We start from the raw sequence: 12,553 nt of genomic DNA, 5'->3' as shown, positions 1-12,553 counted from the left end.
ATGTGGAGGTTATACTTATGCACAAATCCTATCCTGCCGATAAGTCTAAAATGATGAAAAATAATTGCTGGTACGTTTATAGCCATAAATTGAAAACTGAGCTAGTAATCACAAGTAACCTAGAATACTATTATTGGTTACTGTTAGAAATGAACTTAGATATTGAATCATTTATCATACGTCCTGTCCTAAAAGAAGTACCTAAAAAAGATTCACCGCATTTTTGGTTAATCTATAAGTCTGGTAAGGAAAGATATGTTTACTTAATGAATAACAAAAATAATATAACGAGATTCAACATTACTAACAGTGTATATATCAGTCAACAAATGATTAAAGACCAAGGAACATTGATAAATCATGCTAAAATCATTTTACCATTCCTTGATATAGAGCCACACGAAACAGATATTCGTATAATAAAAAAATATATAAACCAACAGCCAAAAACTCGATTAACTGAGCTAATCGGAGGTACATTTTCTATCTGTTCAACACGTATTAGACGAACAATTTTTTATTTAATTTTAGAGGGAAGCCTAGAATCTAATATTAATGTAATTGATAACTTAATAAATCTGGAGGTATGGACGAGTGAGAAATTATTTTGATTCGCTAAAAATTCATAAAAAGTATTTAGATTTAAAAAATTGGCCAGGTGTAAATAGTTACCACATGACTAAAGAGGATTTAGATTTATTTAATAGAAGAAAAAAAGCAGTAGAACTATACTTTGAAAACTATAAATTTAAAGACATTCATGACGCAACCGAAATACAAAGGCAAGAGCTTCATCGTTTACTCAAGCGTTGCTTACTTGAGGATAAGTTGGGAGTGATATGGGGTTATCGTGCTTTAATTCCTCGATTCAGAATAGGTGAATATAATATTAAGCAAGATGCCTTATATCAAAATAATGGGGGACCTGGATCCTTTAAATATCTAATTACTCATTACACTGAGCTCGAAGAACTGATTTTTAATCTGTTATTTCGAAAGAAGAATAGTATTAGAGATAAACGAATGTCCAAAAAGTATATTCATAAACACTTCATAAAGAAATGTAAAGAATTAGGCATATCTTCAATTAATGAGTATCCTTTTACTTCAAGAGACTTAGGGCAGAGGTCTCTCTATGCATATATTAGTGGGTTAGAAGATAAACATTTTAATAAAATGATGCTAAGAGATGATGTTGAGATTGAAACTAAATTTGATTTTGATTCATCGCTTAATAGTGTGAAGCCTTACCAAAAAGTACAATTTGATGGGCATAAAATTGACTTAATTATTTCAATGGAATTAACTGCTCCCGATGGTACACCAAGATATGTTACGTTAAGCAGAGTTTGGATTCTGACCATAATTGACGTATCAACTAGAGCCATTATAGGTTATCACCTATGTATTGAAACTGAATACAGTAGTGCGGATGTTCTTCAAACGATAAAAAATGCTATTGTTCCACAAAAGAACTTAGAACTAGCAATTCCGAATTTAGAATATCCTATAGATAGCGGATTGCCTTCTACGTTAATTCCTGAGGTGAGATGGGCGTTATGGGATGAGTTTTATTATGACAATGCTAAAGCTAACTTATCTAAGATTGTAAGGGATAGGTTGAAAAAAATCACTAATTGTAGAGTTAATGCTGGACCGATTAAATCTCCTTTAAATAGAGCTATTATAGAGCGATTTTTTGGTACTTTAGAGCGGATGAGCTATCATAGATTACCAAGTACAACTGGAAGTGATATTTTTGATCCAAGGAGGAAAGGAAGTGAGGAAGATGCAATAAAATATCAAATTACTTTTGAAGAATTACAAGAGATAACAGCCGTTACTATAGCTCAATACAACTCCACAATGCATGAAGGGATTTATTTTTCGTCTCCTTTAGAAGCGATGAAACAAAAAATTAAACAGGGAGCTGTCATTCGGACTATGGATAATTATCAAAAGGGAGAGGTGAAGTTCTTTTCAATGGAGACATTCCGAACCATAAAAGGAAACAGTTCTAAAGGTAGACGGGCTCATATTAATTACGAAAATGTTAAGTATACAAATGAATTATTACAAAGCAGCCCTGGTTTAATAGGTACAAGAATTATGATTACTGTTGATATTGAGGATATAAGAATATTAGAAGCCTATTTAGAAGATGGATCCAGCTTAGGAAAGTTAAGGGCTACTGGTAAGTGGGGAGCATCAAAGCACTCATTAAAATTAAGAAAAGAAATTTACAAGTTAGCCTACAAGAAGTTATTGCAGTTTACTAGTCAGGAAGATCCTATAATGGTTTATCAAGAGTACCTCAAAGAAAAAGCACAAACTGAAAAAGTTGCACGAAATAAATTGAAATCAATGCAAAGAAATCAAAAAGAAAAAAGTGAAGGAGAACTAGTGAAGATAGACTTTCCTAAGAATTCTTCTGCAAATAAATTTGAGAAGTCATCAGATATTATGCAACAAAAACTCATTGAGGATTTCATGAAAAAAAAGGCAACAAATAAAGGGAAAAAATTTAGAAGAACTATTACTTACTAAAGGGAGTGTTAATTATGAATGACTTTCAAATTAGACCGAATGTTACGGAAAAGATGCACCCAATTGAGACGGGTACTTATATTATACCTACTAATGAAATAGACAAATTATTTCAGAAGATCTCACACTGTTTAATAAATCGCTCACCTGGAGCCATTATATTTGGAAGACCCAGATTAGGTAAGACTAGAGCCATAAAATATCTACAGACAGTTCTTCCTGACGAATTTAAAGAAATTGCAACATATTTTATAATGTGCAGAAAATATAAAAATGCAAATGAAAATACCTTTTTTGAAGATTTATTGGAAGGAGTAGGACATGCCTTACCTTACCTGGGAAAAGCTAATCGAAAAAGAGAAAGGTTATTTAAATTTTTAATTGAGGAAGCAGCTATAAGAAGGAGTAACAGGGTAGTTTTTTTTATTGATGATGCTCAACGATTAAGCGAAATACAGTATGATTGGTTAATGGATATAAACAATGAATTGGATAACTATGGAATTTCATTTACTGTTTTTTTATTTGGGCAAACTGAGCTTATACATCAAAGAACAGTTTTTGTAAACCTAGGGAAACACCAAATAATTGGGCGATTTATGGTGCAACATCATCAATTCAGAGGTATTGAAAATAAGAAAGATTTAAATGAATCCTTAAAAGGCTATGATGAAAACTGCGAGTACCCAAAAGGCTCTAATTACTCTTTTACTAGATATTATTTTCCACACCAATATATTAAAGGGTTTCGACTAAGTAATTTCTCTGATGAATTATTTAATGCATTTAAAGAACTCAGAACTGAATCAGGTATCAAAGAGAAAATGGAGATTCCTATGCAATATATTACATTAACAGTTGATTATGCACTTAAAGAGTTTGGAATAGAAGGTCAAAATCTTAGCCGAATTAGTTTAGAAAATTGGAGAGATGCAATAATTAGTTCGGGTTATATTGAAGCAGAGTTGTATGGAAATCTCCAAGCTAAATTACTACCTTAAATAACATGAATATTCAGTATACAATATGTCATTTGTGACCATTATGTGTAATAGGTGGTGAACATATGATATATGTAAACAATAAAAAACTTACATTTAATATAAAATGGATAAGCGAATATGAATCAATTTGGAGTATTTTTGAAAAGATAAAACTTGCAAACTTAATAGAATTTGGAGAGTTAAAAAAGATATTCAATAACAACATTAGATTTATAGAAAGACAAAACACACTCATGATGACAGAAGGTCTACCAGAATTAATAAGTTCACATCAAAAAGTTATTAGTGAAAATTTATTTGGGAAGTTGAATATTATAAACAAATCAGATTTATTTAGTAAGGATTTTAAATTTTGCAATACCTGTATACTACTGTACCACCATAGTGTACTTCATCAATTAGTATTCGTAAATACTTGTCCATTTCACCCTGTGGAAAAGTTGCAAATTATTGAAGTTGATGCAATTTACAATTTATACAACAATCCATTTACAATATTTTTTAATAAAGTTAATAGGTCTGGAAACGAAAAGTTCTTTTGTTGTAGTAAACTGAGAATTAATGATACAAAATTATTGAAGTATCTAGAAATGGATAAAGTAAGGCAAGGGATAATATATATATTTCAGTTAACCGGACAAAGAACATCTGATTCTAAATCACTTAATAAGTTATTAAATTTATCAGATAACAATAAAACACAAGGAACATTGTTTAGAATTAACAGAGAGGAGTCTCCAATAAAATTAATGAATAAATTTACTGTTTATCAAACTGAATTAATTAATTCTACTCTAAAAATTCAAAAGAGCTACACTAGAAATTTGAGAAAGAATTTTATTAAAGGACATAAGAGCTGTATACATAAAATAACAAGAAAACATCCGCAGGAAGCAATTTGTAGTATTTCGTCTAAGTACTTGTTTTGGAGAATGACAAATGAGAATTTAACTGAACAATCAATTGTCCATAATAGTGACAAAAAGAAACCATTTTATTCTTTCGGACAGATCGTATATTGTTATCGTTATAATAATGAGATATATAAAATGCTATCATGTATTATGAATATCAATAAGGTTAATTTAGGTTTTTATACGATAAGTTGGCTAGTAAATAAAGTCTATGCATTGTTTTTAATAAGCTCATGGACAGAGGAATTACCCAGTAAAAGTAAGGATATATTTAATGGGGATGTCTATTTTATAAATATAGATTTATCTAATTATGAATTACGTATATTGTGATTTTATAGAGGGGGGGTAAAAGTGAAATATAACTGGAACAATGCATGGGTAAGTAAATATGAATCATCATGGAGTATTATCGAAAAATTCAAATTTTACAATTCTATAAACTCTCGAGAGGTTTTAAGTATAATAGGTAATGAACAAATTCGAAAAATGAAAACAAATATTGGTATTATACACAGATCTTATCTAAATTTAAGTGGTATAGACGATAATGTTACGAAAGGAATTTTGGGATTTTCTTTAATTAGTCATAATGAAAATATCATAAAGTTGTTATGCGGTATAATTAAACCTAGCAGTTATCAAAGATTCTTCCATATTGATCTATACATATGTTTAGAGTGTTTAAAAAAAGGTTATCACAGTCTATTTCACCAATTTAAACTTTTCGATTTATGTCCATTTCATAACATTGAGCTTATTCCACTTTGTGAAAAGTGCATTGACTCTCAAACTTTTACATTCCATTTCTCTAATAAGAAAAAGAATAATTTTTTTACATGTGATTGTTCAAATAATGGGTATTGGAACTTAGCAAACAGCTTCCGTAATAAATTTTATAGGCCTATTGATGCAAACATAATAGAAAAAGAAGCAAAAAAGTGGTTAAGCTTATCAAATAATCAAAAAGATGTTGGAGATAAACTTTACTTTTATGAGCATAGAAATATAATCAATAATAAATTATTAAAACAAATATTATCAATATTTAGTGATAATTCATGTTATATAGAAGTGAGTTTTCCAGAAAAAAAGAATGAAGGTATTAATATTAATAGTCTACACGATCTTCGCAACGTAAGTCATCAAACCTATATTGATAATATGAGAAAATCTAATTTAAATACAATAAATTCTTTAATAAGAAATGTGAGAAAAAGAGTCACTCAAGGCCATAAGAATTGTTTAACTAGAATTAAACAAGATTTAAGAATTAATGACCAAATTTTTTATTGTCCAATTGCATATACATATTTAGAATGGCGTTATATTCTACAACATTTCGATACAATAAGAACGGTTGATAATAGGGGGAGGTCCTCTCAACAGATTATAGAAAATAGTATATTCTCCTTCATCAATTCTTACAATCCTCTAGCTGAAGAAATATCTTCAATTCTGACAAAAGTTTTAAATGAAAATAAGTTATTAATAACTACAACTCATATTAATTGGATCCTTAATAATTTTCTGATTTGTGGGTATATTCATTATTTTAATTATCTATTATCATATAGGTCTAATTCTTATAATGGTGAACTGAACCATGAAGATGCTCCTTATCTATCTACCCCGATATTAGTAATTAATAATATTACAAAGCAAATAAAAATTGTCATTCCAAAAGATGTTATATTAGCTGATATTAAAAAAAATTCTCATACCTGTCTTAACCTAGGGAAAATAAAGAGATTTGAAATTTCTCCAATACATAAAGTAATGATAAATATGAATGAAGAATGGACAAATTGAATTTCTTTATTTTTACATTTTAAGAAAGTTATTTTAAAATTAAATTAAACCTTAAAACCCTAACGAAATATAGATTTACTGTATATTTGTCGATTGGAATGTCAATAAGTTTAGGAGATAGTATGATGATTATAGCTTCAATGTCGCATGAATACTGTGCTCACTTATATGAGAAGGCGTTTTATTTGTAAAACGACTATATATATTCATCATTTTCTCTGATATTATCAAATTGAATTTTTTTTTAAAAGACTCTTCACAGAAAACGTTCGCCTTCTCCATACTTTCTATACAGTTGGGATCTATACTGATAAAAAGGTTACAGGAGGAGGTATGAAATGAATCAAATAAAGAAGAATATTGTGATATGTAACTTAATAAATGGAACTTCAGTAAGAATTCCTAAAATAATCAGAACGAGATTAGGGATTTCATCTGGTGATGAGATTATTATTAAGACTAATAATAAGTTAGATGGTCTAATTCTCTTCAAGTCTGGTGGTAATACGAAAGAAAACCAAGTAGTATTAAGCGAAGACGGAAGAATATGGATTCCCATAGAATTAAGACGACAGTTACAAATAGAAAAAGGAACCGATTTTGAAATTCATATAAATAATAATCATGAGATTACTCTAAAAGTAATAAAAATCAAATAATATTTGTTCTCAAAAGGCACTTAAAGAGGCTTATGAAAAAATAGCCTCTTTAATAAAAGTCCTTTCTACATTGAAAGTTCTTCACCCCTATTTTGTTCTTCTTCTTTTTGTGCTTCAATAAAAGCAATTCCTATCATAAAACAATAAATCAGCATTTGCATGATTTTCATGGCTACTCCACCAGCCTGTTGATCATTTAGTAACAGAGTTTCAGAAAGGTTTGTAACACTATACGTATAATATAGAATCTGATTTGTGAAAATCAAAAAAGCAGCAAGCGGAGTCATAAATGCACCCATTCCAACGATGTAAATAATCTTTATCAATGGTGAGAGTGTTGTACCATTTTTAACAGGTGCTACGATAGGCCACCACATAACAAATGATAATAGAATAAAAATAATTGTTAGTATTATAGTCAATAAAGGACTAACCTTGACCGTATTAAAAATAGCTGGAAAGAAATAAAGGGAAAATAAAATATTAAACAAAGGCAATGAGACAAAAGGATTTGTAAGTATTTTCCATATTTTATTGATAAGTGGATGGATATGAAAATCCATCAATAAACTTTCATTTAATCCAAATAAAATTAGTATCGGGACTAAGAAATAAAGAGTAGTTTGCTGAAGCATATAGACCAAAAAATACGATTGGCTGAAATTTAACATCGGATAAGAAAAAATGAGTACTAAGAGAAAAAGCCCCGATATGAAGGAGACTTTTCTTGCAATATTAGTGTCATTTTTTTTTCGTTTTGTTAAATTGTGATAAAAATTTAAGGTAGTAGCAAATAAGAGTAGTTGAATAACAGTCCACATAATACTCACTTATTCATCCTCCAATATATCAGTAGTCGTTTTTTTGTTTTTTATAAAGATAAGTAGTAATGTAATAAGTGAGAATGCTACTAAAGCTAAAAATGGGATGGTAATAAATCCAAACCAATTAATGTATTGAACATTACAAGGTACACCATTTGCACAAGGCTTTATGGCTCCGATGGAAGGTACTTTTTGCATGAGATAATGATAGAAAGAAATTGACCCACCGATTATTGAAAGGGGTAGCACATATTTTTTTATGTTGAAATCACTGTTAAATACGGCAATTCCAAGAATAATTGATAAAGGATACATAAAAATTCGCTGATACCAACAAAATTCACAAGGAATAAAACCTCGTATTTCACTAAAATATAGGCTTCCTAAGGTAGCCACAATGGAGACTACCCAGGATGCATATAAAAGAATTTGATTTTGTTTGTATTTATTCACGTTCGTTTTCCTCCAAATTCTCCTCTATTAATTTTACAATCGTATCATAGTCAAAAGGATCCTCTACCATGGTGTCGTTAATGAAAATACTTGGTGTTAACGATACGTTGAATTTTTCAACTTGAGCTTGATCATTTAGAACTTCATCTACGTATGTTTGATTTACAATGTCATTCATTAGCTGGTCTAAGTCTACATTTACGTTTACTTGCTCTGCTATTTCTATAAGCTTCTCAGGTGTAATCCAAGCATCATCGTGGTTTTGTACATCAGGCTGTTGTTGGAATACTTCTTTATGGAAATTCCAGAATCCTTCTGGGTCCTGGTCCCAAACAGACTCACTTGCTAGTGCAGCTAAAACTGATTCTTCACCATGGAAAGGAGTATTAATGTAGGAATAGTTGACTTTCCCTGTATCAATATAACTTTCTTTCAATAGTGGAAAGATAGATTCATCCCAAGCTTTACATGCAGGACATTTGTAGTCACCAAATTCAATTACTGTTACTGGAGCACCTTCATTACCTAGTGTTGGTTGCCCCTCTATATTAGGTATTTCCTCAAACTCGTTGGTTGGTGCTACGGCATCATTACGAGTTAATGAATAGAATGTTGCAATTACTAGTCCTACGATAATTAATGTAATTACAACCATTGTTTTAGGGAATTGGTTCTTCTTATTTGTCATATGTACACCTCTAATGTTTATTGAAACTTTGAATAAGGTAAAGTTCCTTTTTTGAATTTACACTTTAAGTGTGTAGAAATCATGGAGATTTATTATCAACCTTAATATTAAACACAAGTAATTGTTTTGTAACAAAATCGTAATTAAAATTACCTACATACTTAGCCTCGTATTCTTTTATATTAAGAAATGTAGCCGACAAATTTTGCAAAAGTTTAACTTAATAATAGTAATTGTTATTGAACGGAGGATATTTTGGTGAATTTAAATAGTCTGAAGTTAATACTACTAATAATAGTATTAGTCATGATAAGTGGGAATGCAGTTTATGCTGATGATGTACAGAGAGTTAGTGAAATTAAGGAAAAACAACAAAAAAATCAAGAAGAAATGGATGTTGCCGGTGAGGAATTAAAGCAAATTAGGGAGGAAATTAAAGAAATCGACCAAGATATAGAGCTCATGGATAGAGAAACAACGGAGTTAAATCAAAATATAAGAGATAAAAATAGTGAAATTGAAAAGTTAAATAATGAAATCGATAGTCTAAATGATGAAATTGAGGTATTAGAAGAAAGAGTTGTGGAACGTGAAGAGTTGCTAAAGAGACGTGCAAGAGTTCTTTATCAAACAGAAGGGTCTAACAACTTCCTGGCAGTCATTTTAGGTTCTGAGAGTTTTTCAGATTTTATTAGCCGTGTACAAGTTGTCACAAAAATAACTGAACAGGATAGAAAATTGATTGAATTATATACAAATGATGTTGATGCTCTTACTATCAATAAACGCCAAGTTGAGTTCAAAAAAACAACAAATGAAAATATGGTATATGAATTAACGGAAATGAAAAAGAACTTAGAGTTACAACGTCTCGAAAAAGAAGATTTGTTACTAACGGTAGAAGAAAAAGAAAAAAATCTTATTAGTAAATTAGAGGATTTAGATCAACAAAAAATATTACTACAAGACGAAGAGATAAAAGCTATCCAAGCAGAATATAGAAGTGTTCAATCAACAAGTGCACCTGTAGCTGAGCTTCAAACGATTGTTGATAGTACAGAGTTCATGAGACCCACCACTGGACGTTTGACTTCGGGGTACGGACCTCGTAGCGGAAGCTATCATTATGGGGTTGATATTGGTAAAAATGGCCGTACTGAAGATGTTCCAATACAGGCAGCTAATGAGGGAGAAGTAACACTTGCTCAATATTCTACGAGTTATGGAAACTATGTTATTCTTACGCATCAAGTTGATGGTCGACAAATTCAAACATTATATGCACATATGGATAGGTTAGATGTCTCAAAAGGAGACTATGTATCAAAAGGTCAACAAATTGGCTTGATGGGGAATACCGGTCGGTCATTTGGTGCACATCTTCATTATGAGGTTCATTTGGGTGGATGGAATAATGCTAAATCTAACTCGGTAGACCCACAGAAGTTCATTCCTTAACAGTACAGTCAATAAAAAAGACGTTTGTGTAAAGATAACTACACAAACGTCTTTTCCTTTAAATATTTGGATGTTCAAACTCCCTCATATCATCAGTTTCAATTTGAATCGTACTGTGTTTTATGTCAAGCGTTTCTCGTACATACTGATTAGCTTGGATAAGAGCGTCTTGTTGACTGATATATTGAGGATTAACAATAAGGTGCACGGTTAAACTATTAATTCCAGATGTGATGGTCCAAATATGCAAATCATGTACATTTTCAACACCTTTCATTTGTAGTAAATCTTGTTTGACTTGTTCGATATCAATATGATCTGGAGTTCCTTCTAATAATACATGGACAGTGTCTTTAAGTAATCGGAATGCTGAGAAAGCAATCATGAATGAAATAAGAATACTTAGAATAGGGTCTGCGATGTTCCAGCCAGTAAAGTAAATGATAAGAGCAGCTATAATGGCTGCCACTGAACCTAATGTGTCACTCAATACATGTAAATAAGCTCCTCGCATATTTAAATTGTTCTTAACATCTCCTCGTGTTAAAGCAAACATAGCACCAATATTGGCGATGAGACCGATTATGGCGATAATCATCATGGCACCGCCCATAACATCTTGAGGAGAAATGATACGATCAATCGCTTCTTTAACAACAAAGAAAACAATAGCTAACAAAGCTAAGCTGTTTAGCAGAGAAGATAGTACTTCGTAACGATGATTACCAAACGTTCGTCTTTTCGTGGCTGCTTTTGCTGCAAGGATAATGGCAATCAAGCTAATAAATAAATTAGAGAAATCATTAAACATATGGACTGCATCGGCTAATAGTGCCAAACTTCCTGTCCAAAGTCCTCCTAAAAATTGAATGAACATCCAACTTCCTATAATGATCATGGCTATAATAAGGTTTTTTTTGTTCGCCTGACCAGTAGAATGATGGTGGTGGTGGTGTCCCATAGTTCCAACTCCTTTAAATCATTACATGAACATATACTCATATAATGAGTGTATCACAAATACTTTTCTTTTGAACACTTTATTTCAAAATTTCATTTTTACTTTTAATCATGAGAAGAGTGTTGAATCGTTTTTTCAAGTATATTAATAACATGTTCATCTTCCGGAGAATAATACATAGAAGTACCAACTCTACGAGATTTTACCAACCTTAAGTTTTTAAGAAATCTCAATTGATGTGAAACGGTGGATTGGCCTAGGGAAAGTTGCTCGACAATTTCACCTACAGAACATTCTCGGTTAGCTAACAAGTGTAAAATTCTAATTCGAGTAGGATCTCCAAGGGCTTTAAATGTTTGTGAAACTATAAATAAGGTTTCTTTATCAAGATCGTTATATTTGTTGTGCATAAAATCATTCTCCTTTAGCTTTGTGATAATATTTATGTTGTAATCATTTTTATATCTCCACGTTTTTTACACATTTATACTATATGTTAGTTTGAGATGATAATAAAGGAGATAGCGTGATGAAGGCTAGAAAAAATATATTAATTATTGATGATGAATGGACAATGCGCAATTTGTTAAAAATTTACCTTTCTGATAATGAATATAACATATTTGAAGCATCCAATGGAGAAGAAGCATTAGAGCAAATCAAATTACTATCCGATCGATGTGATCTTGTTATATTAGATTTAATGATGCCGATCATGGACGGTTTTGAGTTCTGTCAAAAAGTAAGAATGACTTCTTCTATCCCTATTCTCATGTTATCTGCAAGAAAAGATTTACACGATAGGGTGATGGGGTTAAACCTAGGAGCTGATGATTATATAGTTAAGCCATTTGAACCTGAAGAATTAGTAGCAAGAGTACAAGCACTCTTGAGGAGAGTATCTTATCAGAATAAGAATGAGGACAGAGGAGATTTGATATTAACAAACGGATTACAGGTTTTATTTAAAAAACGACAAGTTTATTATAAAAATAATCAGATCACCTTTACTGCAAAAGAATTTGATTTGTTATATAAGCTTGCTTCAGCTCCAGGCAGAGTCTATTCTAGGGAAGATTTACTTCAATTGATTTGGGATGACGAATATATAGGTGCTACACGAGCAGTAGATTCCCACATCAAAAATATTCGTTCTAAGCTAGAATCAGCAGGTATTTTAGAAGAGATCATTACCACAGTTTGGGGAATAGGTTATAAATTTAATTAAAGAAG

At 30.9% G+C, this 12,553-nt stretch carries 13 protein-coding genes; 8 read left to right on the top strand and 5 right to left on the bottom strand.

What is annotated here, in order from left to right; all coding sequences use genetic code 11:
• The first annotated feature begins 17 nt into the window (after window positions 1-17).
• From PQ479_RS02680 to PQ479_RS02655, 6 genes are all read left to right on the top strand, one after another.
• Window positions 18-611, top strand: coding sequence for a hypothetical protein (locus PQ479_RS02680; protein ID WP_047989138.1), 594 nt, complete (start codon window positions 18-20; stop codon window positions 609-611).
• On the top strand, window positions 595-2,547 hold the full coding sequence (locus tag PQ479_RS02675; protein WP_047989139.1) for a DDE-type integrase/transposase/recombinase: 1,953 nt from the start codon (window positions 595-597) through the stop codon (window positions 2,545-2,547). Before PQ479_RS02680 ends, PQ479_RS02675 begins: the two co-directional genes overlap by 17 nt.
• 14 nt (window positions 2,548-2,561) lie before the next feature.
• A complete protein-coding gene (locus PQ479_RS02670; RefSeq protein ID WP_047989140.1) occupies window positions 2,562-3,548 on the top strand; it encodes an ATP-binding protein in 987 nt (328 codons plus the stop codon).
• Between the two features lie 65 nt (window positions 3,549-3,613).
• Window positions 3,614-4,798 carry a hypothetical protein gene (locus PQ479_RS02665; RefSeq protein ID WP_047989141.1) on the top strand — a complete coding sequence of 395 codons (1,185 nt, stop codon included), beginning with the start codon at window positions 3,614-3,616 and terminating at the stop codon, window positions 4,796-4,798.
• Window positions 4,799-4,819: 21 nt separating this feature from the next.
• Window positions 4,820-6,277 (top strand): hypothetical protein, encoded by a 1,458-nt coding sequence (locus PQ479_RS02660; protein ID WP_273716743.1) that lies wholly within the window; start codon window positions 4,820-4,822, stop codon window positions 6,275-6,277.
• Window positions 6,278-6,615: 338 nt separating this feature from the next.
• Entirely contained in the window at window positions 6,616-6,936 is a 321-nt protein-coding gene (locus PQ479_RS02655) for an AbrB/MazE/SpoVT family DNA-binding domain-containing protein (RefSeq protein ID WP_047989144.1), read from the top strand.
• A 65-nt stretch (window positions 6,937-7,001) separates the two neighbouring features.
• On the opposite strand, the gene PQ479_RS02650 is transcribed toward PQ479_RS02655, so the two are convergent.
• From PQ479_RS02650 to PQ479_RS02640, 3 genes are read right to left on the bottom strand one after another with little or no spacing between them, the layout of a single operon-like run.
• Complete coding sequence (locus tag PQ479_RS02650; RefSeq protein ID WP_273716848.1) at window positions 7,002-7,757, bottom strand: cytochrome c oxidase assembly protein; 756 nt, start codon at window positions 7,755-7,757, stop codon at window positions 7,002-7,004.
• A 9-nt stretch (window positions 7,758-7,766) separates the two neighbouring features.
• The gene (locus PQ479_RS02645) at window positions 7,767-8,213 is read right to left on the bottom strand and encodes a disulfide oxidoreductase (RefSeq protein ID WP_047989146.1); all 447 of its coding nucleotides are present in this window, start codon (window positions 8,211-8,213) and stop codon (window positions 7,767-7,769) included.
• On the bottom strand, window positions 8,206-8,901 hold the full coding sequence (locus PQ479_RS02640; protein ID WP_047989147.1) for a DsbA family protein: 696 nt from the start codon (window positions 8,899-8,901) through the stop codon (window positions 8,206-8,208). Before PQ479_RS02640 ends, PQ479_RS02645 begins: the two co-directional genes overlap by 8 nt.
• A gap of 258 nt (window positions 8,902-9,159) precedes the next feature.
• Between PQ479_RS02640 and PQ479_RS02635 the strand changes: the two genes are divergently transcribed.
• Entirely contained in the window at window positions 9,160-10,359 is a 1,200-nt protein-coding gene (locus PQ479_RS02635) for a murein hydrolase activator EnvC family protein (RefSeq protein WP_053070419.1), read from the top strand.
• Between the two features lie 58 nt (window positions 10,360-10,417).
• Here the strand turns inward: PQ479_RS02635 and PQ479_RS02630 are convergent, their stop codons facing one another.
• Both PQ479_RS02630 and PQ479_RS02625 read right to left on the bottom strand, forming a co-directional pair.
• Window positions 10,418-11,320: a cation diffusion facilitator family transporter gene (locus PQ479_RS02630; RefSeq protein WP_047989148.1), complete on the bottom strand. Its 903-nt coding sequence runs from the start codon at window positions 11,318-11,320 to the stop codon at window positions 10,418-10,420.
• 104 nt (window positions 11,321-11,424) lie between these two features.
• A complete protein-coding gene (locus PQ479_RS02625) occupies window positions 11,425-11,730 on the bottom strand; it encodes an ArsR/SmtB family transcription factor (protein ID WP_047989149.1) in 306 nt (101 codons plus the stop codon).
• A 119-nt stretch (window positions 11,731-11,849) separates the two neighbouring features.
• On the opposite strand from PQ479_RS02625, the gene PQ479_RS02620 reads away from it, so the two are divergent.
• Window positions 11,850-12,548, top strand: a complete 699-nt coding sequence (locus tag PQ479_RS02620; RefSeq protein ID WP_047989150.1) for a response regulator transcription factor — start codon at window positions 11,850-11,852, stop codon at window positions 12,546-12,548.
• The last annotated feature ends 5 nt before the right edge of the window (window positions 12,549-12,553 follow it).

Source organism: Alkalihalobacillus pseudalcaliphilus, from assembly GCF_028610675.1.
Taxonomy (GTDB): domain Bacteria; phylum Bacillota; class Bacilli; order Bacillales; family Bacillaceae_D; genus Alkalihalobacillus; species Alkalihalobacillus pseudalcaliphilus.
This window is presented reverse-complemented; position numbering and strand designations above follow the sequence as displayed.